The organism is Sphingomonas sp. (assembly GCF_017304615.1).
Taxonomy (GTDB): Bacteria; Pseudomonadota; Alphaproteobacteria; order Sphingomonadales; family Sphingomonadaceae; genus Sphingomonas.
This window is the reverse complement of sequence record NZ_JAFKLZ010000003.1, coordinates 240521-260665: the sequence shown is the minus strand read 5'-3', so window position 1 is coordinate 260665 and position 20145 is coordinate 240521. Positions and strand designations below refer to the sequence as shown.

Sequence of the window (20145 nt, the reverse complement as noted above, 5' to 3'; positions counted from 1 at the left end):
TCAGAAGGTGTATGTTAATCCGGCTGCCGCGGCGAGCTGGTTCGCGTCGCCGATGTCGGATACGATCGGACTGCGCTTAAATCGGCCGAGCATCCTGCCATAGAGAACACCGACGCCAACGCCGAGGCCGCGTCGCAGATCGCCCGTGATGCTCTGGATCGCGAAGGCGGTCAGGTCATAGCGCTTCCAGCCCCCGTCGCCGACGGAGTAAGGCCGCAGTCCGCTGGCCACCGCTGCTGAGGGAGTGACCCCGAAGTAGGTCTGGCCATACCCCTTGCCGACATAGTCGGCGGACGCCCCGACATATACGAGCGTCCGGCGTGAAAGCGGTGTCGTGTAATTGACCTGCGGCGTAACGACGTAACTGTCATAGACACCAGAGAGATCATGCACATAGGCGACGCGCATCGTGAGTGTGTCGTACTCGCTGGTGACGACCCCGGTCCGGCTGACTCCGACGTAGCCGCCGGCTTCCCAGGCAGTTCCGATCTTGCCCAGCGCGCGGACCTGTGGATTGGCGACCCTGTTGGTACGATCGAGCCGCACCGCACCGATCACGCCAACTTCGAGATTGGTTCCCGGACCCGAGCCGCTGGAAACGAGATTGACGTAGAGCTGCGTTCCACGCGTGAAAAAGTCGTGGCCATCGAGGCGACCGACGATGACGGCTCCAGGCGTGACGCTGTTCCGATCCGCGCCCTCATAGTCGGGCAGCGTGGCTGCGCCTACGCCGATCGTGACCCGCGAGCGGTCGTCGTCTCCACGCTCGGCGGACTGCGCTGCCGCAGGTGTCTGCGCGAGGATGCACACGGTGCATGTCGCGTGAGCGACCGCGCGGTGGAGCGTTGCGAAAATACTTTCCGGCGGCATTGGCTAACTCCGAAAGATTGTGGGCTGGCGTCCTGCCGCCCGAACGGCTATGATACGGTTCGGTTTACATATCTCAAGAGCGATTAGTGGCTAATCCCGATGACATCGAAGCTGACGACCACGCGACCGACCGGAAAGACGGTGCGATAAGAGGCGAAGACGGTGGTGTCGGCGAACCCGCCGTGGAGAAGCCCGGCCTCCTGAAGCAGCAGCCGCTGATCCGATATATTCTCATTGCGGCGCTCATCGCGGGCGTTGTCGTGGCGGCGCTCTGGTATGCGGACTACCGCGAACGCGGCCAGTATCGCCAGTCGACGAACAACGCCTATGTGCGCGCCGACTTCGTTACCGTGGCTCCGAAACTCGGCGGCTACATCGAGCGGGTATTGGTCAGTGACAACCAGCCAGTGAGGCGAGGGCAGCTGCTCGCCGTGCTCGACTCGCGGGACTACCGCGCCAGCGTCGACCAGGCGCGGGCGCAGGTCGCCGCCGCCGATGCGGGCATCCGCACCGCCCGCAGCGCGCTGGATGAGCAGCGTGCCGCCATGGCGCAGTCGGACGCCCAGGTTACTGCCGCCAAGGTCGCCGTTGATGCCGCGGAGACAGAGGTCAGGCGCTACGAGCCGCTCGCCCGCTCCGGCGCGGAATCACGCGAGCGCTTGGCGGGTCTGGTGCTTGAGCGCGACCGGGCACTTGCGAACCTTCGCGCCCAGCGCGCGGCGTTGGTGGCTGCGAAACGGGCGCTTGACACGCAGGGCGCGCGGATTGGTCAAGCGGTCGCCCAACGCGAGACCGCGAGGGCACAGCTAGACCGCGCCTCGACCGACCTCGGCGCGGTGGAGATTCGCAGCAGCATCGACGGGGTTGTCGCCGACAAGTCGGTCCGAGTCGGCCAGTTCGTGCAACCGGCGACCAAGCTCATGTCGATCGTTCCCGAGAACCAGCTCTACGTCGAGGCGAATTTCAAGGAGACTCAAGTCGCGTTAATGCGAGTTGGCCAGCCTGTCACCATCAAGGTCGACGCGCTGGACGGTGCCGAACTGCGCGGCCGGATCGAGAGCTTTGCGCCCGGAACCGGCGCTCAGTTCTCCGTGCTGCCGCCAGAGAACGCGACCGGGAACTTCACGAAGATCGTGCAGCGCGTTCCCGTTCGCATTGGCATCGAGGCTGGACCAGAAGCGCGCAAGGTGCTGCGTCCCGGCCTATCAGTCGAAGTAACCGTAGACACCATCAGTGCGAAGGGCAGCCGCAAGCGCATCGAGGAGGAGGGGGAACGAATGAGGCGCGTCGGGGCGCAGGTCAGCCGACAATGACGCGCGAACGCGCGAGCGCGCGCGACTGGCTCGCGGTCGCAGCGGGCACGATCGGATCGTTCATGGCGCTGCTGGACATCTCGATCGTGAACGCGGCATTGCCGACAATTCAGGGCGAGATCGGCGCCAGCGGCACAGAAGGCACATGGGTGGCGACCTCCTATCTTGTCGCCGAGATCGTAATGATCCCGCTCAGTCCTTTCCTCGTTCGCCTGCTTGGCCTTAGGAACTTCCTCCTCGCGGCTGCTGTGTCGTTCACCGGCTTCTCGATCGTCTGCGGTCTGTCGATATCCCTGCCAATGATGATCGCCGGGCGCGTCGGCCAGGGGTTCACAGGCGGCGCCCTGATCCCCACCGCCATGACCATTATCGCCACCCGGTTGCCGCCATCGCAACAGCCGATCGGCACTGCCGCGTTCGGCGGGACTGCGATCCTCGGTCCGGTGCTGGGGCCAATCATCGGCGGCTGGCTTACCGACAATTACAGCTGGCATTACGCCTTCTTCCTGAATGTGCCCGTCTGCGCCGGCCTCGCGATCCTGCTCCTGTTCGGACTCGGCCACGAGCGGATGAGGCTCGACCAGCTGTGGAACGCTGATTGGCTCGGCATCGCCGGCCTAGCAATCGGCCTCGGCTCGCTCACTGTTATGCTCGAGGAGGGCCAGCGTGAGATGTGGTTCGAATCAGCCATGATCGTCAAGCTGGCCGTTGCTACTGCCTTTGGGTTCGCGCTGATCGCATTCGGTCAAGTAAGGGCTAGTCAGCCCGTTCTGAAACTGACGCTGATCTTCAGCCGCGCCTTTGGCAGTGTGTTCGTACTCAGCCTCGTCATTGGAGTGGTACTCTATGGCGTCACATTCCTTATTCCGCAGTTCTTAGCGGTGATGGCCGGCTATAGCGCTCTACAATCTGGCGAAGTTGTATTCTTCCTGGGGGTGCCCGCTCTCCTCCTGATGCCGTTTCTGCCATTGGCGTTCAAATATCTTGACGTCAGGCTCGCCGTAATCGTTGGCATGGTTCTGATCGCCATAAGCTGCGTCATGGATTGGAGCATGACTGCGGACACGTCTGGAGGCGATATGATCGCCTCCCAATTAGTCCGCGGGTTCGGTCAGATTTTTGCTATGATGTTTCTGAATCAGGCGGCGATCAGCGCTGTGTCCAAGGAAGATGCCGGCGACGCTTCGGCACTGTTCAACGCCGGCCGCAATCTCGGCGGTTCTATTGGACTTGCGCTGATGGCGACGCTGCAGGACCGGCAAACATTTCTCCACTTCAACCGCCTCGCGGAAACGATGTCGACGAACGCCGTCACGACGCAGGAGTGGTTCGCCCGCGCGATGGCGAGCTCGGGCGGCGAAGCCGGGGCATATCGGCAGCTGGCCGGCCAGATGCTTCGGCAGGCAACGGTGATGGCCTACAATGACCTCTACTTCGTGCTGGGTGTCGCAATCGCCATCACCACACCACTGGCGCTCTTCCTCCGGCCGATTCCTTCCGGCACCCAGATGGCGATGCACTGATGACCCGTTACCTGATCCTAGCTTCCCTCGCACTCACAGGCTGCACTGTCGGTCCCGATTATGCAGGTCCCAGACCCGTCGCGAGCGCCGAGCGTCCAGACGCGACATTTCGCCGCGCCGACCCTCTGCTGACCTCACCGCAGCCTCCCTTGGCCAAGTGGTGGGAGGCGATGTCCGACCCGCTGCTCACCACGCTGATCGAACGCGGCCTGGCTGCGAGCCCCGACGTCGCTGCCGCCGAGTCGCGCGTCCGAAAAGCACGCGCCGCCGTTCGGGAACAGCGCGCCAACCGGCTTCCCTCCGTCTCGGCGACGGGAACCGCCATCGTCGCCGACCTGCCGCCTGGATCGCTAGCACTTCCAACTCAAGGACAGCAGGATGACCGCATCAAAGCGGAATTCTACAACGTCGGACTAGACGCGTCCTGGGAGATAGACTTTTTCGGCGGCCGTCGCCGGGCCGCCCAGAGCGCGGCCGCGCAGGCAGACGCGGCCGAGGCGCAGCTCGCCGACGCCCAAGTGCGGCTTTCCGCCGAGATCGCCAGCAATTACGTGACACTCCGTGAACTGCAGCAACGGCTTGGCCTCGCCCGTCAATCCGCAGCGCTGCAGGCCAGCGCTCTTACACTGCTGGAGCAGCGTGAGAGCCGAGGTGCCTCGTCGGTCGACGACGTCGTCCGCTTGCGAACGGAACTGAACCGGACGCAGGGAAGCCTGCTGCCGCTCGAAGGTCAGATCGCGGTGACGCTGGACCAGTTGGCACTACTCACCGGCGACGAGCCTGGCGCGCATGATGCGGCGCTCGCTGCGCCTAGCGCAATCCCGACGATCCCCGCCAGCGTCACGATCGGCGACCCGGCGGCTATGCTGCGTCGTCGACCGGATGTCCGTGCCGCCGAAAGGCAGCTCGCCGCAGCCACAGCGCAAATCGGCGTCGACGTCGCCCGTCAGTTTCCATCGGTCAGTATCATGGGGATCATCGGGCTCGGCGGGCCCAACATTGGCGATGTGGTTGATACGGACAGCGTCTCCACGTTGCTCCTGCCGCGCATCAACTGGAGCTTCCTCGACTTCGGCCGTAACCGGGCGCGGGTCGATCAATCGCGGGCTGGGCGCGATGAAGCGGAATCTCAATACCGCAAGGCGGTCCTGGCCGCGCTGTCCGATGCCGAGACGAGCCTTTCTCGGTTCGGCAATCTGCGCGCAAATCTGCTATCGGCATATCGCAACGTCGAGGGCGCGCGGCGATCGGCACGGTTTGCAGCAGAACGATACGACCGCGGCGTCGTACCGATGACCTCCTCGATAGAAGCGCAACGCGCGGCTGTCGCGGCTGAGGGGACGCGCATAGAGGCCCAAGGGCAATTTGTGCGATCCTATGTGGCCCTTCAAAAAGCTCTGGGCCTCGGTTGGCGCGACCAGTAGGGTATGCGGGTGCGCATTCTGGGCTTGGGGCAAATCGCAATGGCCACCTAGCAATCCAACACTAGACGCTGACTTCTCGAGCCCGAGCAACATACGTACATTACATTATTCTTATTCCGTTCAGTAGAGCTCAATATCAGGTCGCGATGATCTGGAATTCCCTCAATTACCTTGGTTTTACACGAGCCGCATATACCTTCAGAGCAAGCAAATGGAATGTCGATGCCTGCTGAGGTAAGGGCGTTAAGTATCGTCTGGCCCGCTTTCACATGAACTGTAAGGTTGCTACGTGAGCATAATACATCGAAGTTGCCGTCTGTTGCTGCATCAACGTTGCCTTTAAAATACTCGTAATGTACTCTGCTGTCCGCGATCCCCTTGGCCGATACCTCCGACCGAAATGAATCAAGCATTGGCTCAGGGCCGCAGCAATATACGTGCTGCTCCGGCTGCAGCTCGGTTATGATTTTCGCGATATTCAACAGGACACCGCCGGGTTCTTCGTTGAAGTTCAACTCTACTTGGCCAACGCCGGCGGCCTCTAGCTGGGAAAGATCATTCAACAACGCCGCGCGGTGACGGGTACGCGCACTATATATTAGCCGCCATGGCCGCCTCAACTCGTTCAACGACGCAATCATCGGGACGAACGGCGTTATGCCTATGCCTCCGGCGATAAACAACGAACTGGGGGCATCAACATTCAACTTAAAATTATTCACCTGCGAGCTGGCTTGAACGACATCACCAACTCGCACTTTATCATGCATGTAAATTGAACCGCCACTACCTCCCCGGTCACGTGCCACCGTAAGTCTGTACAAGCCCCTATGATCTGGCATATTCGATAGTGAGTAACTCCGCAGTCTGCCATCTGGAAGAATCAGCTCGACATGCGCGCCAGGATCTACATCTGGTAGAGGTGCCGAAGCATTATTCCTTAAGTAGAATGATTTTACATCTTCCGCCTCTTGGCGGATGTCATCCACAACCAGCGAAAATACGTCACGCATTGTCACCGTACGGCACATCCTTTCGTCTCGATAGCCTAGTGCTACCCTGATTCGAGGTTATCTCTGTCAGCGCATGACTAAATGCGGCCGCGAATAAAGCACAAACGTCCGCAAGTAGATAACGCCAACCGACATCTTCAAAATTTGTGGGCGATCTGAAGGGCTATCACACGTCCGCGGATGACCGATCCTGCATAGGCTCCGCCAGACCCACTGATGCCTGTTGCAAAGGTCACGTATTTCGCGTCGGTCAGGTTCGTTCCAATCGCGCTGATCTCCAATCCATCGAAGAGGCGTAAGCCGAAGCTGGCATTGAGCGTCTGATGCGCTTTCATCACAGGTGCAATTGCTTGAGTGATCAAAGACTGCAATATTGCTTTGCTCGCGAAATCGAACTTTATCGAACCGAAGATATCCACCTTTTCAGAAGCCTTGCGATCATAAGTTAGTTCGACCTGTCCAGACCATTTTGGATTTCGCGTAAGCGGTTGCCCCTTTAGAGCCACCGAGCCATCTGCGGGGAAATTTTTCAAATAAGTACCGTCCGCGTAAACAAGACTGCCGTTTACGCGTAAACCCGTAACAATGCGCTTCGAACCGGAAATCTCGAAGCCGCGCGATCTGATATCCGCGTTGCCTATCAGCGCACGTGAAACGCCTCCGATGGTAGCAGTGTAGTTATTCTGGAAGTCCTTGACCTCAGTATTGAATAGCGCTGCAGCGAAGAAACCTCCATTGAACGACAGCTTCATGCCCACTTCCGTGGAAAGAGCTGTTTCAGGCGCATATGGAGCTAAACTTGGAAGCGCCGCTCCATCCTGATAGCCTCCGCTTTTGCTACCTCGCGAATAAGTCGCGTATAACAATAAATCATTGCTGGGCTTGTAGCGAACTCCAAAACTATAATCGACGTTATTCGTTTCCAGCCTCTGCAGTTCGGTCAACGGAAGAGACGGTAAGGATACTAACCCTAATACTCCGGTTGACTGCCTCGCCATGGTTCCGGACTTACGCTCATTAGTGTAGCGCACGCCCACATCGACCGTCAGCTGTGTAAGTATGTCGTAGCTGCCAGACGCGAACGCTGAGATTGCCTTCGTATTTTGCGTTAACTGCGTATTAGCAATACCGGTAATCGGAAAGCCAGCGGTATTACTATTAGAGCCGCCAGAAATAGGATTGTTGCCCCAATTATTCCAATAATAGAAAGCACCAGCTAAATAGCTAAACCTACCGCCAGACGGCGAGTTTAACCGAATTTCTTGTGTAAACGATTTTGTGTATTCATTCTCCTGAACACCAAAGAGGTTCGCCGCTGTCTGATCGAGGTCTGTATACCGAGGGTTCCTCCAAGCATGATAGCCTGACTGGAGAGTCAGCTTGAAGTCAGCAATATCGAATGTCGCAAGCAGATTAATTCTATTCGTGTGCTGCTTCTCGAATTCCTCGGGGCCAGCTGTTGTTCCCCCGAGGGCAGCCGAACCGGAATTACTAATGCGATCTGGTATTGTGTTCAGAATTTGTCCGAATGTAGCAGCCCAGCGAGAAACAGTCCCGCTAGGATCCTGCAGTAGCTCCCATTGAAAGCCTTTTTGATCGCGATCGTCGTGCTGGTATCTCAATAGTATGTCTACGCCATCGCTTGGCTGCCAGGCAATGGCCAGCCGCCCAGAAATGTCACGGAGCCTTGGTTCATTTTGGCGACGAAATAGATTGTACACCATCCCTTCTTCGTTATTTGCGAGAAAGGAAGCCCTCACCTGAACGCTGGAGCCAAGCGGAATATTGACGAACCCTTCAAGTCGATTGCCATTTATCTCAAAGCTATGCGTGTATTTTAGGGTGCTCGCGAAGTCCTTCGTTGGCCTATTTGTGACGATACTAATCGCGCCGACGCTAGTATTCTTGCCAAGAAGTGTCGATTGAGTTCCTTTTATAAGCTCGACTTGTTGAATATCATATACAGGAGAAGTGTAGTCGCGGAGATGACTGAAGTATATTCCGTCCACAAAATATGCGACTGAAGGCTCGGCGCTTGGTACAGACGAATTCGTCCCTAAGCCACGAAAAGTCGTCGCCGGCAGGCTGCCATTGCCATTGGTTTGTACTAATCCGGGAACGATGCCAGTCAGTTCATTTGCCTTAGAGATGTTACTAGAATTCAGATTGTCGGAAGTTAGTACGGTGATCGAAGCGGGCGCCCGCAGGACGGTTTCGCCTTGCTTTCGCGCCGTCACAACGATGTCCGCTTGGGAATCGTCTGGTTGCGCTTGAGGCAGCGGCGGGGCGTCCTGTGCGAATGCGGAGTTGCCTAGCGTTGCCGTCGAGCAAGTAGCTAGAAGAACCGTAGTTAGCAGAGCACCTTTCATCGTTCCTCTCCCCTTATTGATATTCCTGTTGTTAACGCTTCGTTTGGAGCGAGTGATAACCAAGATCTTTTCTCGCTTGTGCGAGTGTCAGGCCTTGACTCACCTTCTGCCTTATCATCGCCTCTACTTTTTCTATTTCCTCAGCGACTTGAACAATTTTTTCGACTTTTTTCGCGGGAATTACGACCACGCCGTCGGAATCTCCGACGATCCAATCGCCAGGACTGACCCTGACACCGGCAATCTGGACGGCGACATTGTAGGCGTCCGCAGTGACACGATCTTTGCCTGTTCGCATTGTGTTGGCGCGCGCGAACACAGGATAGCCCAGCTCGACGCAACGATCAGAATCGCGACACACACCGTCGATAACGGTTCCAGCGATTCCGCGCTCACTCGCAACCCAGGTGAGAATGTCGCCCCAAACCGTCGCTCCCATATTTCCATCATTATCGATTACGACCACATCGCCCGCTGCGACGTCGTCGATGTAATCACCGACGGAGCCGCCGCTGGTGCCAACTGGGAGCATCCGTATCGTGAATGCCCTGCCGGCAAACCGCATGGATCTAGCGACGGGAAGGATGCCGATAGCTTGGCCCGCAATACCGAACCGATCCAGTGCGTCGGACAAGGCGGTCGTCCCCGCATCACGCAATCTCTCGGCAATATTCTGCATGTCTATTTCAATCCCTTTTGAGCATGTCTTCGTAATTAGCTCCCAATACGTCGCCGATCGGTTCTCCCTGCTCGATCGACCGAGCCATCAATTGCTCCCGCTTGTAGATCGCCTCAGCTTCCGCGAGGATCGACGTGACGTTGTCGCGAGCTAGAAAGACGACACCGCTGCCATCAGCGAGCACGTAATCACCCGGACTAACGGCGATCCCGGCGAAGGTAATCGGCACGGAGAAGCCGTGCTCCGCAACTCGTCCGCGTGCTGTTATGGGAACCACAGCGCGAGCATAGATCGCCAAGCCAAGCGAGCGCGCCTCATCGACATCCCGAAAAGCGCCATCGATCAGGACGCCTGCGACGCCTTTAGCTAGGGCACCTCGCGACAGCAGCCCGCCCCACCCCGATACGTCAATACGGCCCCGATGCTCGACGACGATGATGTCGCCATCTTCCGCCGACATTATGGCGCCGGCACCAAGGTGCCGCTTGGGCAGATTTGCGAGCGGGGCGCCGAGCTTTACCGTTACGACCGGCCCAGCGATCGCTGATTGAACGGTCATGGGGCCGACACCGAAGATCGCTCCCGGCAGACCAAGCTTGTCGAGAGCATCAGATACACTCGGCGTATCAAGCGCCAAAAGTCGCGCGACGACTGCTTTCACGACCGTTAGTCCTCGACGTAAGCAGTGGCGCTGCACTGCACTTGCATCGGCTCAGGCAGGTGGTCATAGACCAGAGTATGTCGTGCAGGCCGCGAGTGGGCGTCAGGAAAAGCTTTGAGCCATTCCTCGCTGAGCGCCGCTCGTGTCGCGGGACTTCGGAGATAAATGGTCATGTGAACCACGGCGGCAAATGTTGCCCCACCCGCCGCGAGAATGCGCGCGAGGTTGTCGAACATTCGCCCAATCTGCCGTGCTGCGTCCCCGTGATCTCCGTTGTCTAAGTCAAGTCCGTGAACTCCACCGGTCATGATCATCGGGCCAACACGCGATGCCGCCGGAATAGGCAGTCCGCCGTGGCCAAAGCCCTCGACGTCGATGCTTTGCCTCACCATGTCATTTCTTCCAGGTAGCAAATGCAAGGCCGATCCCCGTTCCGGCTGGAGTGCGGCGAACTGGCGTGTAAGTTGCTGAGCGCAGGGGGAGGTGGGCGACGGCGCCTGCGGTTACCACCCAGTTGAGGATTTCCGAAGATCCTTGGAGTAGTGCTTCTCGGGGCAAAGCGCGCAGCGCCGCTCCGGTCGGATCCTTGAGCCCTTCCACCACGGAACGGTCCAGCTCTTCCTCAACAACAAAATGACTCAGGCCTCCGGACGCTATTATGGCAACGCGGAGGTCGAGCTTGCTCGCCTCGATCGCCTCGCGGAGCATGACGCCAATGTCGAAACAGCGATTGGCCGACAAAACGTTGGGCGGAAAATAGGTATTGAGCATAACAGGAATGATCGGGATTTTCTTTCCGCCGAACAGGCGCTGGACGGGAAAGCCGAATGCATGGCCAAAGCCAGCTTCATTGGTGTCCGGAACATCCTTACAGATCGCGAGGTCTGCACCACGGTCCATCATTCCCTTGATGATGTCGAGCGCCAATTCGGGGTGGCCAGCAAATTCGTGCCGCGCATCCATCGCGTAACCCTTGGCCATCGACTTCATCCAAGGCGGCAAGTCATCAGGCATTGCATGCATAATTACTTTCTGACCCCAAAAAATGGCCAGCGCAGGCATGTTACCCGGTGAGTACAGCTCGTCCTGATCGTCACCGACGATCACAACGACATCGGGCTGCGCCTCTGCAATCGCTTCACCAAGCTTGTCGAGCTCGGCCTGGCTAACCTGTGCGAGCTCCGAAAATTTCTCGGAGGTTGCAACAGCCGTGTACGGCTCACCCCTTTCTTGGACGAGTTGATCGTAAGATAGCATTCTGCCGTCTGCCAGGGTGAGGCTCCCGTTACGCCTATCGGCCTCGGCGCGCGCGTGCCAATCTCCGCCAGCAATCGTTAAGAGTGGGCTGTGAGATGTTCCTATTCCTAGTACGACCTTCGCCATTGCGGTGCTCCCGTTGTTCGTTGAACCACGTTTGCAGGTGAACCCTGCCGATAAATTGCTCTCGATAGAGCTACTCAAGCCGATATATTTCGAGCGTGCTTGCTCCTCCTCGAAGCTCGTCCATGATTAGGGCTTCCGTTAGGTCTCGCTCCTCAGATTTCGCGATCAAGTTGGCAGCGGTGGCCGCGTCGAAGCAGGCTACCCCGTCAGCATCACCGACTATTAAATCGCCTCGTTTGACGACCGTTTCGCCCATTCTGACAGGCTCGCCGACGGCACCAGCGCCGGTGGGATCTTTCTCGGTTCCTCGGATGGCCACACCGCTCGAGAACGTCGGCAAGCCTAGGGAAATCAACTGCTGTGTGTCGCGAACACCCCCCGAAATCACGATGCCTGCTAACCTTCGAGCAACGGCCATCGTCGCCATTATCTCTCCCCAATAGCCGAAGTCCGTGCCTCCACCGGCTTCGATCACCAAAACGTCCCAGGGCTCGGCAACTGCGAGAGCGCGGTGGATCCAAAGATTGTCGCCGAGCGGACACCGCACCGGCAGCGCAACACCAGCTAGGCGCATCGCGCGATCGATCGGGCGAATACTGGCTGGAAGCGCACCCCTCCGCCCCGACGCCTCATGCATCGTTGCCGACGAGAGCTTGCTCGCTCGCTCAATCAGTGCAGCGTCGATCATCGACTAACTCCGGCCGCTATGATCTCAGTGGTCGAGTTGCCCGAACGCCGGGCATACGTGCTTTGGATTTGTATTGAAGATCAAGACTTTCTGGTGCTCGCTTAGAAAGTCGAAGGCGCCAATGACGGGAACTAGGTCGTCGCCGGGCCTTCCCGTTTCTGGTCGAACAGATGCACCAGACCCGGGCGCTTCGGTGCCGAAACAAATTCGTTCAGGCGTTCGTTGCTTGATCGCTGCCTCGAGAAAGTTAAGTTCTGGCGCGTTAGTATCAAAAAATAAGTTCTTAGACAGATCTTTCTGGGCAAGATGATAGTCGGTCTTGATAAATCTATCGAGGGCACCGCCGCAGTGACAGATCAGAACTTTGAGCTCAGGAAATCGCTCAAATACATCACCATGACTGAATAACTGGGTAGCTAGATATTGCTCCCAAACGAATCCGATCTGATAGTTATGTGGAATAATGTCCAGCCGATGATCAAGACAGTTTGTTCCATGGACAATAATTGGCAGACCAAGTTCTTGGCACTTTTTGTACACGGGATGCCAGTATGGCTTGTCCATTCCAGGAGACCGGCGATCGCCGGTTGGGTCGGGGCTAAGGTAGACCGCCTTGAAACCTAGTTCGTGGACGCATCTTTCCAGTTCGGGAAGGCAATGGGCCAGATCGTCCGCGTCTGCATTTTGCGGTAATTGCGCGGCGCCAATAAATCTATCCGGCGCGAGGGACACCTGTTTCGCGATCGCGTTATTTACGTAGCGAGTCCATTGCGGTAGCAAGTGGCTGCTCATCCAGCCGAGCATCAGAAACGGTCGTGGACCGATGAGTTGTGCGTCTATTCTATATTCGTCTAGTAACGCTACATGCCGGCCAACCGACTCGGACCATGCCTCTTCGGTAAGATTCAGCCGTGGGTCCACCGCTTTGCGCGGGTCAATGCTCAATGGCGTATTCGAGGCCAACATCATCGCCAGCGCAGGTGTCCCGTGCATCGGCGCCGAAACATGGCCGTGTATATCGAACACTTTTACTTCACCGTACATTGCAATGTTCCTCTTTGAATAACTACTCGCGCCAGGTTCCCACGTCGGGAAGGCCTGCAGCCGCGGCGAGCAAAATGTTTGAGCACGCTCTGAGCGTTTCGCGTCCGAACGCACCGTCATGCATTGGGTGCTGACCATCGCGGACTGCCGCGCATAGTTCGTCGAGCACTTCGCTCCTACCGCCGCCAGCGCGCGGCGGATCGAGCTTGACGAACTCTGGACCTCCATCGCCATACACCATGGCACCGCCAGGAACGGGGCGGATATCGCCTCGCTCGCACGTGACTATCGCCATGCCAAAATGAGGATGATCGCTTCGATCACCTCGGAAGCCAAGTTGCTTCCAGAGAGACCCACCGTAGGAATATACTTTTCCGCGCATCGCAGCTTCGTCCGCGGGATCGGCGACAGATCGTAGTTGCGCTCGCGTCTTTCCGTGGCGCGGCTCTTTGGTCTGGCCTCCTTCGCCAATCCAGCCGTGTAGCTCATCGCTGTCGAAATGGTCGTAGCCGCTGTAAACTAGCGTGGCATAGATACCCCCTTCTAACTCAAGAAGGGACATCATGGCGCCCTCAGTTGGGCGCCCCGGATCGAACTGCCCGGTTACAGCAGAGACGCCCGTAACCCTTACACCACCGGCAACCGTGCGAACAAAATCGATCTGGTGTGGGATTTGATTAAAAATAATGCCACCGCCTAGACTGGTGTCCAATTCTTCTGGTCGGCGGAAGCGGTATACAAAATCCGTATAGTTGAAGGTGAGGATCATGCGCAGACGACCCAACCGGCCACTTGCCACGATTTCGCTGACTAGCTTCGTGGTCGAGTCGAAACCGTGTGAATGCCCAACCACCAATACCGTACCCGCCGCCTCGGCCGCTGCAATCATTGCGTCACAATCTGGAAGCGTCAGAGCCATTGGCTTTTCGACGATAACGTGCTTGCCATAACTCGCCGCCAATTTGACGTTCTCGCAATGGAACTGATGGGGCGTCGCAATGTAGACGGCGTCGATATCGCTTCTTGCAAACAGCTCTTCTGCAGACTCCGTAACTGGACACGAGAAATCTCGGGCAAAACTTTCTCTCAGATCGGCGCTAAGGTCACACGCACCGGCAAGTACAGTCGCTGGGTGCGCCAGGATCACGGGAATCATGATCGTACCGGCCATTCCAAGGCCAACCACCCCGATCCTCACGGGATCTTTTTTTTCTGCCGTCGTCATAAGCGCTCCCAAGTGCCGGAAATAAGACGAGCGGTTAGGGCGCGGGGCAAGTTGCCTTGTCCTCCGCCAGGTGTCCTACTAACTTACGTTCTCGAACCGTTTTGCTGGCCCAGCCGCCTTCGTCTGTTCGCCATGCTCGACCATCAGTTCGTCGAAATCTCCGATTTTCGAAATGATACTTACAGCCCGGACTCCAAGATTATTTCCGCCGAGAGATGGTTCGACCGGCTCGATGCCCTTTTCTAGATCGGTAGCCATTTTGATAAGACGCCGGCGCGCAACCATGATCGGATAATCCGATCGGACAAGCATCTCCCGCGTCGTGTCTACAACTCCCGGGTCCGCCTCATTTGCCCACGGCATAGACTCTATCAGGCCGCGATCCTGCTCATTAATTCCCCAGATCCCTGTATAGGTTTTGGTCTTTTGTATCTGCCGGTCAATTAGATAGTCGTTGCCCTTGTTTGCTACTGTATCGTAGGCGTCGATCATTCGACCTCCGGAAATCTCCACAGGTCGATACTCCGTCCTCGGCGGAAACGCTGCTCCGCTTTCCACAAACGCCCGCTCCTGAGGAGCGAACGGGCGATCTGCGCGGTACATGTATCCGAAAGCCATCGTCGTGTTGTCGTCAATCGGCACCCATCCGCGACCGTTGCCGACGAATTCTTCCAAGCCCCCGGGGATCGCACTCCACATAGGCAGCATCCACTGTGTGATGCGCCAGTAGTATTGGTCAGGAATATTTCGGCGCGAGCCGTAGACGTATCCATAGTCGGTTTCGTGCAACGTGATTTCCGGTGCGCCGTCCGTAGCATACTGTAGTGCGCTCGCGGGCCCGGTAGCGTCTGGGTCGGGCTTCGAACTGTGAAGGAAGGAAATGTGGGACGTATCGATCTCGCCTTCCATTGCCAAATGAAAGTTCGAATGGTGAATCCAGCTCGAGATCATAACCTGATCCGCCGGCACGTTCATCCATTCAAATCCGGGCACCGGAGGCTGCTTGTCAGCCGGCCCCATATATACCCAGACAAGCCCGTTCTTCTCGAAAGTCGGATAGCTCTTGATCCGAGCTTTCTCCTTGAGATCATCATAATTGTCGGGCGGCTGAATATTGGGAATGTCGACGCATTCACCTTTCCGATTCCATTTCCATCCGTGGTAGACGCAGCGTAGGCCGCATTCTTCATTTCGGCCGAAATAAAGTGGTGCCAGTCTATGACGGCAAAAAGCGTCGATGATGCCGACCTCCCCATCAGAATCACGAAAAGCCACCAGATCTTCGCATAAAATTCTCAATCGGACTGGCGTCCCGTCTGATTCTGGCAATTGCTTGGAAAGAACAGCCGGCAACCAGAAGCGCCTAAAGAGGTTTCCCATTGGCGTTCCGGGTCCAACCCGACTGAAAACTTTGTTGGGATTATCGACCATAACCATTCCCCAGTCACCTATTCTGACGAGAGTGTTCAAGATAAGACTTGCAAAAAGTAATGGCGCTACCCTTGGTATTTACCGCTATCTGCAAGTGTCCATAACACGCTTACGTTAAGCACGACTCCCGAGCCGTGTGGTATGTTGTTTTAGCGGCCGGCGGGTGGGGACTGTCAATCGACCCTGCCGGCAAGAAGCGAATATCACAGATGTGATTTTCCGCCGGAGGACAAATCAGATGTGGTTTGTCGCTGCCGCATGGATAAAATTCAGGTGCGTATATGGTGCGACGCGGAGAGTCTGATGGTCAAAATTGCACGTTCGAACATCGCCGTGTCGGATCTTTCCGCATCGGCAAATCAATGGCACTTTTTGATGGCGCTGCTCACTGCCATTTATGCGCTCGCGTTTGTTGATCGCCAAGTCGTTAATATTTTGGCTGAGAGGATCAAGGTTGATCTTGACCTGACAGACTGGCAGATCGGCGCACTCGCCGGTCCAGCATTCGCATTGTTTTATGTTCTAGCAGGCGTTCCTCTGGCAAGGCTCGCTGAACACAGGAACCGGGTTTACTTGTTGTCGGGTATACTCACGATATGGAGTGGATTTACCGCGCTGTCTGGTTTGGCGTTCAGTTTTGTCCACCTGTTGGTTGCGCGCATTCTTGTCGGTGCTAGCGAAGCAGGCTGTGTCCCGTGCGCACATTCGCTAATCTCCGACATGACGCCGCGGTCTAAGCGCGCTACGGCCCTCGCGGTGTTCTCTATGGGGCTGCCGCTCGGCTCGTTGATTGGTCTGGCTGCTGGTGGCTTTATTGCCGACCATTTCAGCTGGCGCGCAGCATTCTTCATTGTGGGCGCACCGGGCCTGATATTCGCAGCGCTTCTTTACGCTACTGTCGCAGACCCACGGGCAGATAACGCCCGAGGGCTGGCCAGAATCGATCGGCTGCCGCCGATCGACGATTTGGGGTCTAGTCAGCCGCCCACCGATGACTTGCGCGTGCCGCCGTTTCGTAACGCGATGAGATGCTTGCTCCAGACTCGAAGTTTTATCTGGATGACGGTGGCTGCTTCTTCCCTTTCCCTGGCAGGCTATGGACAAGCAACATTTTATGCGTCCTTTTTCCTGCGCAACCATGCAGAAGAGATAAGCAGCTTTGCTACGGCCACTCACTTGGGTGGCTCACTAGCCTTTCTCGGGCTCACGCTAGGTCTTGCTATTGGAATCACGGGCATGATCGGCACAGCGCTCGGGGGCCGCCTTGGCGACAAATGCGCAGCGGCCAGCTTCAAAGGCTATTTGCGAATACCGGTGGTGGCGACGGCGGTGGGCACGCCGCTAACCATTGCCGCGTTGTTGGTGCACGATGCTGCGCTTGCACTCATGCTACTTGCATCAGCTTCGCTTTTGAAAAGCATGTGGTACGGGCCCGTCTTTGCGACGATACAAGGTTTGGTGGGTTCGCGGTCACGCGCCACCGCGGTATCTGTCTTCCTGACCATAATGAATGGAATCGGAATGGGACTAGGGCCGCTCGCGTTAGGCGCTCTCAGCGACGCCCTCGGAGCTCACATGGGCAACGACGCAGGTCTACGGTGGGCGATGGTAATTACAACATTGCCCGTATTCTTCTCGGCGTTTTGTTTCTGGCGAGCGGAACGTTTGCTTCCCGACAAATCGATCAGCTAGTGCACGGATCATAGCTCCTGATGCTTCGACGGAGTGATCAGCGCGACGATCTGCAAATTGAAGGCGACCTACGGTGGCATGGCCCTGTCCTCGCCGTCGTCGATGACTTTACGTGCAAAAACCTCGCGCTGGTGGTCGACAAGTCGAAATCGGGTGCCGGCGTCGCACGGGAGTTGGACGCGATCATCGCGGTGCGCGGCAGGCCGACGATGATGGTAAGCGATAACGGGACCGAGTTGATGAGCCTGGCGATCCTGCGTTGGGCGCAGGACCGGCAGATCGAGTGGCATTACATCGCGCCGGGCAAGCCGCAACAGAACGGCTAAGTCGAGAGCTTCGATGGCCGCTTGCGTGACGATTCCTGAACGAGATGCTGTTTGCCTCGTTGAGCAATGCCCGCCCGATGCTGAGCAGCTGGCGCGACGGCTACAACCATATGCGACAGCAAAGCGGGATAGAGGGGCTGACTCCCGCCAACGCTGCCAGGTGGCTTGTGCAATCCCGCCCGCAAGGGCACCATGACAACCTCGGACTCCAGCTACTGCTGGAGGAGAAATGGGGAGCACGTCTCGTCGCACCCCCCTACCCAATATAAAAGTATGGAAAGCTTAAATGCCTTTGAAAGCTGGCAGCGACATGCTCCCGATGAATCCGGACCTCAATTTCCACGACACAATGATGAAATCAGCTTAGTTAACAAGCGATTGCGCCGGTGGTTTCAGGCTTCAACCGAAAATCGGAATGCAATGCTCGGTGACAAACCTACATTGCATGTACCGAATACGCACCGAAGTCCGACGTATTCCGATCGTGAAGATCATTGAGGGCCGATATTACCCGCTCACGCTTTGCTCCATCGCGCACGGTCGAAACCGCAACGCCAATCGCGCAAGGAGTTTCCTGCGATGATGCACCAAGCCACGTCGCATATCCGATCAGCCCCGGTGTAAACTGGGGACTGCTGCTCGCAATACCAGTCGACCTAACAGCATCCAATTCCGGTAGAAGCGAATTTGGTGAGATGCGGAATTCTCTGTCAAACTGGTTATTGCGGTTTACGATCCCAACGATTTCATCTTCACGCAAAAAGGACAGCAAAACTTTCCCCGAAGCAGCGTGAGCCAGAGGTCGTTCGAGTCCAGCCTTTGGTATAGCCCCATCTACCTCACCAAAATGTCGAAAAATCACGTATTGCAGATTTGGCCCATTGCGCTGAGCAATGAAACATAACTCTCCCGTAAAATCGCTGAGCTCATCAAGGTAATCCAGCATTGTCCTGAAATGCTTCGATTGAGCTACGGCTCCGTAGCCAAGGGCCCCAATCCGGAGCGTGGGCAAAAACCTCCGACCGACAGGATCATAACTCAGATAGCCCAGCTTGACGAGATTTTTAAGCAGTATCGAACAACTCGACTGTGGACAGTTTAACTCTCTACGGATATCCCTCGCCCGCACTCCAGTTGCCCCGATACTTGAGACATACTCAAGGAGCTCGAGCACTCTCTCGGCAGATTTGACGCTTCTCTCCAAGACGACACCGCGTTGAAAAAGGGTTATGGTCTTTTTTTGCTCTTAACAGGCTACAAAAACAGGGACTGGAGGGTTTGTCAACGTCAATGGACGGTATTAACGTCCAAGATCGATGTCGAATTTTGTCGTCCGCATCGGGGCCGGTTTTTTCGTTTGTCGATCGGGGATTGAGAGGAGCGCGATGACGGACGCGCAGAATCAAGGCGGATGGCAAGCGGTCAGCGTCGCTTAGCGTTGCGGAGTGTCGTTCACGCCAGCATGTTGCCAAAAAGGCGCGACTGCCAACGTGTATATGATGGATCGACCGAAGGGGCTTTTCGAGTAAGACGCTTGTCCAAGACCAGAGAAACTCATTCATTGCTGATAGATATCGCGATCGAGCAATTCGGCGTGAAGGGTCTGGACGGGACTAGCACGAGGGCCATTGCCGCAGGTGCAGGAACAGTGATTTCGTCGATCACCTATCACTTTGGCGGAAAGGAAGGCCTGTATTTGGCCGCCGCCGACCGGGTCGCATCTGGAGTAGCGCAAATGATCGCCTCGCTCGTCGAAGACGGCATGAAGGCCGAAGCTGACGGCTGCGGCGTTCCCACGGCTCGTGCCTCTCTCCACAATATGTTCCAGGCGATAACCGAGGTGTTTACGCGGCAAGATGCGGAGGCATATACTAGGTTCCTTATTCGCGAACAGGCTGAACCAACCGAAGCCTTTCAACGCATCTATCGCGGTGCGATGGCCGGTATATTGACACGGATCGCGCACCTTATCCAGGTGGTATCGAACGGCAAGCTCGACACCAAAGCCGCAAGATTGCAGGCGTTGATGCTAGTGGGTCAGGTCATCATATTCAGGGCAGCGCGCGCCACTGTTGTCACAACGACGGGCTGGACCGACATCGGCATAAACGAGAAAGTGTTGGTTCAATCTATGATTGTTGATAATTTAGACACTATTTTGGATCATTTGGAACACGTAAACGGTTTAACCTGAGCAAAGTGCTCGGCATCTGGTGCACTTTGCGCGCACGGCTATGACTGCCGGATCGTATTGATCGGCAACGCACGCTCGCCATCGTATTAGCGCCCGATGCTGCCTATGGACTATCTGGCGAGTTCCGAACCTCGGGTCCGGTTCTTCCTCCGCGACCTAGGCTGGTAAGAGGGCAATCGGAGCGAATTGATCCTCGTGGTCTCGACCCGAGGCCATCGACTGTTCGGCCAGTATCGTGTTGATGATGGCGGCCGTCTGGTGAACGCCGACGGATAACGAATGAATCGCTTCGCCGATCGCATCGCTAGCG

At 56.9% G+C, this 20145-nt stretch carries 17 protein-coding genes and 2 pseudogenes; 6 read left to right on the top strand and 13 right to left on the bottom strand.

Annotation, left to right across the window (positions count from 1 at the left end):
- Positions 1–870, bottom strand: a complete 870-nt coding sequence (locus J0J06_RS13870; RefSeq protein ID WP_294043018.1) for a MipA/OmpV family protein — start codon at positions 868–870, stop codon at positions 1–3.
- 86 nt (positions 871–956) lie between these two features.
- Here J0J06_RS13870 and J0J06_RS13865 point away from each other — a divergent pair, with 86 nt between their 5' ends.
- Genes J0J06_RS13865 through J0J06_RS13855 form a run of 3 tightly spaced genes read left to right on the top strand, consistent with a single transcriptional unit; the run spans position 957 to position 5130 of the window.
- Positions 957–2183: an HlyD family secretion protein gene (locus tag J0J06_RS13865; protein ID WP_294043016.1), complete on the top strand. Its 1227-nt coding sequence runs from the start codon at positions 957–959 to the stop codon at positions 2181–2183.
- On the top strand, positions 2180–3706 hold the full coding sequence (locus J0J06_RS13860) for a DHA2 family efflux MFS transporter permease subunit (RefSeq protein ID WP_294043014.1): 1527 nt from the start codon (positions 2180–2182) through the stop codon (positions 3704–3706). The genes J0J06_RS13865 and J0J06_RS13860 overlap by 4 nt, the downstream gene beginning before the upstream one ends.
- Positions 3706–5130, top strand: a complete 1425-nt coding sequence (locus J0J06_RS13855) for an efflux transporter outer membrane subunit (RefSeq protein WP_294043012.1) — start codon at positions 3706–3708, stop codon at positions 5128–5130. The genes J0J06_RS13860 and J0J06_RS13855 overlap by 1 nt, the downstream gene beginning before the upstream one ends.
- A 47-nt stretch (positions 5131–5177) precedes the next feature.
- On the opposite strand, the gene J0J06_RS13850 is transcribed toward J0J06_RS13855, so the two are convergent.
- The 10 genes from J0J06_RS13850 to J0J06_RS13805 form a co-directional block, all read right to left on the bottom strand.
- The gene (locus J0J06_RS13850) at positions 5178–6143 is read right to left on the bottom strand and encodes a PDR/VanB family oxidoreductase (protein WP_294043010.1); all 966 of its coding nucleotides are present in this window, start codon (positions 6141–6143) and stop codon (positions 5178–5180) included.
- A 137-nt stretch (positions 6144–6280) separates the two neighbouring features.
- On the bottom strand, positions 6281–8512 hold the full coding sequence (locus tag J0J06_RS13845) for a TonB-dependent receptor (RefSeq protein ID WP_294043008.1): 2232 nt from the start codon (positions 8510–8512) through the stop codon (positions 6281–6283).
- A 31-nt stretch (positions 8513–8543) separates the two neighbouring features.
- Entirely contained in the window at positions 8544–9191 is a 648-nt protein-coding gene (locus J0J06_RS13840) for an RraA family protein (RefSeq protein WP_294043006.1), read from the bottom strand.
- 7 nt (positions 9192–9198) lie between these two features.
- Positions 9199–9852, bottom strand: a complete 654-nt coding sequence (locus J0J06_RS13835; RefSeq protein WP_294043004.1) for an RraA family protein — start codon at positions 9850–9852, stop codon at positions 9199–9201.
- 5 nt (positions 9853–9857) lie between these two features.
- A complete protein-coding gene (locus tag J0J06_RS13830) occupies positions 9858–10244 on the bottom strand; it encodes a RidA family protein (protein WP_294043001.1) in 387 nt (128 codons plus the stop codon).
- Between the two features lies 1 nt (position 10245).
- Positions 10246–11235 carry a hypothetical protein gene (locus tag J0J06_RS13825; protein WP_294042999.1) on the bottom strand — a complete coding sequence of 330 codons (990 nt, stop codon included), beginning with the start codon at positions 11233–11235 and terminating at the stop codon, positions 10246–10248.
- Between the two features lie 70 nt (positions 11236–11305).
- Positions 11306–11923, bottom strand: coding sequence for an RraA family protein (locus tag J0J06_RS13820; RefSeq protein WP_294042997.1), 618 nt, complete (start codon positions 11921–11923; stop codon positions 11306–11308).
- A 24-nt stretch (positions 11924–11947) separates the two neighbouring features.
- Entirely contained in the window at positions 11948–12967 is a 1020-nt protein-coding gene (locus J0J06_RS13815) for an amidohydrolase family protein (protein WP_294042995.1), read from the bottom strand.
- 22 nt (positions 12968–12989) lie between these two features.
- Positions 12990–14192: a Gfo/Idh/MocA family oxidoreductase gene (locus tag J0J06_RS13810; RefSeq protein WP_294042993.1), complete on the bottom strand. Its 1203-nt coding sequence runs from the start codon at positions 14190–14192 to the stop codon at positions 12990–12992.
- A gap of 78 nt (positions 14193–14270) precedes the next feature.
- Complete coding sequence (locus J0J06_RS13805) at positions 14271–15629, bottom strand: Rieske 2Fe-2S domain-containing protein (RefSeq protein WP_294042991.1); 1359 nt, start codon at positions 15627–15629, stop codon at positions 14271–14273.
- 252 nt (positions 15630–15881) lie between these two features.
- Between J0J06_RS13805 and J0J06_RS13800 the strand changes: the two genes are divergently transcribed.
- Positions 15882–17315: an MFS transporter gene (locus tag J0J06_RS13800; RefSeq protein WP_294042989.1), complete on the top strand. Its 1434-nt coding sequence runs from the start codon at positions 15882–15884 to the stop codon at positions 17313–17315.
- Positions 17316–17401: 86 nt separating this feature from the next.
- Positions 17402–17910 (top strand): annotated as a pseudogene (locus J0J06_RS13795) (integrase core domain-containing protein); the annotation flags it as partial.
- Between the two features lie 167 nt (positions 17911–18077).
- Here J0J06_RS13795 and J0J06_RS13790 read toward each other — a convergent pair.
- Positions 18078–18587 (bottom strand): IclR family transcriptional regulator C-terminal domain-containing protein, encoded by a 510-nt coding sequence (locus tag J0J06_RS13790; protein WP_294042986.1) that lies wholly within the window; start codon positions 18585–18587, stop codon positions 18078–18080.
- Positions 18588–18680: 93 nt separating this feature from the next.
- Positions 18681–18815: pseudogene (locus tag J0J06_RS16875) on the bottom strand (hypothetical protein); the annotation flags it as partial.
- 387 nt (positions 18816–19202) lie between these two features.
- Between J0J06_RS16875 and J0J06_RS13785 the strand changes: the two are divergent.
- On the top strand, positions 19203–19835 hold the full coding sequence (locus tag J0J06_RS13785; protein WP_294042984.1) for a CerR family C-terminal domain-containing protein: 633 nt from the start codon (positions 19203–19205) through the stop codon (positions 19833–19835).
- The last annotated feature ends 310 nt before the right edge of the window (positions 19836–20145 follow it).

Excerpts from the sequence above, each read along its gene's own strand:
- J0J06_RS13855 (WP_294043012.1), top strand. The coding sequence starts at position 3,706 with ATGACCCGTTACCTGATCCTAGCTTCCCTCGCACTCACAGGCTGCACT.
- J0J06_RS13790 (WP_294042986.1), bottom strand. The coding sequence starts at position 18,587 with ATGCTGGATTACCTTGATGAGCTCAGCGATTTTACGGGAGAGTTATGT.
- J0J06_RS13825 (WP_294042999.1), bottom strand. The coding sequence starts at position 11,235 with ATGGCGAAGGTCGTACTAGGAATAGGAACATCTCACAGCCCACTCTTA.
- J0J06_RS13870 (WP_294043018.1), bottom strand. The coding sequence starts at position 870 with ATGCCGCCGGAAAGTATTTTCGCAACGCTCCACCGCGCGGTCGCTCAC.
- J0J06_RS13860 (WP_294043014.1), top strand. The coding sequence starts at position 2,180 with ATGACGCGCGAACGCGCGAGCGCGCGCGACTGGCTCGCGGTCGCAGCG.
- J0J06_RS13850 (WP_294043010.1), bottom strand. The coding sequence starts at position 6,143 with ATGCGTGACGTATTTTCGCTGGTTGTGGATGACATCCGCCAAGAGGCG.
- J0J06_RS13800 (WP_294042989.1), top strand. The coding sequence starts at position 15,882 with ATGGATAAAATTCAGGTGCGTATATGGTGCGACGCGGAGAGTCTGATG.
- J0J06_RS13820 (WP_294042997.1), bottom strand. The coding sequence starts at position 11,923 with ATGATCGACGCTGCACTGATTGAGCGAGCGAGCAAGCTCTCGTCGGCA.
- J0J06_RS13810 (WP_294042993.1), bottom strand. The coding sequence starts at position 14,192 with ATGACGACGGCAGAAAAAAAAGATCCCGTGAGGATCGGGGTGGTTGGC.
- J0J06_RS13830 (WP_294043001.1), bottom strand. The coding sequence starts at position 10,244 with ATGGTGAGGCAAAGCATCGACGTCGAGGGCTTTGGCCACGGCGGACTG.
- J0J06_RS13805 (WP_294042991.1), bottom strand. The coding sequence starts at position 15,629 with ATGGTTATGGTCGATAATCCCAACAAAGTTTTCAGTCGGGTTGGACCC.
- J0J06_RS13840 (WP_294043006.1), bottom strand. The coding sequence starts at position 9,191 with ATGCAGAATATTGCCGAGAGATTGCGTGATGCGGGGACGACCGCCTTG.
- J0J06_RS13815 (WP_294042995.1), bottom strand. The coding sequence starts at position 12,967 with ATGTACGGTGAAGTAAAAGTGTTCGATATACACGGCCATGTTTCGGCG.
- J0J06_RS13845 (WP_294043008.1), bottom strand. The coding sequence starts at position 8,512 with ATGAAAGGTGCTCTGCTAACTACGGTTCTTCTAGCTACTTGCTCGACG.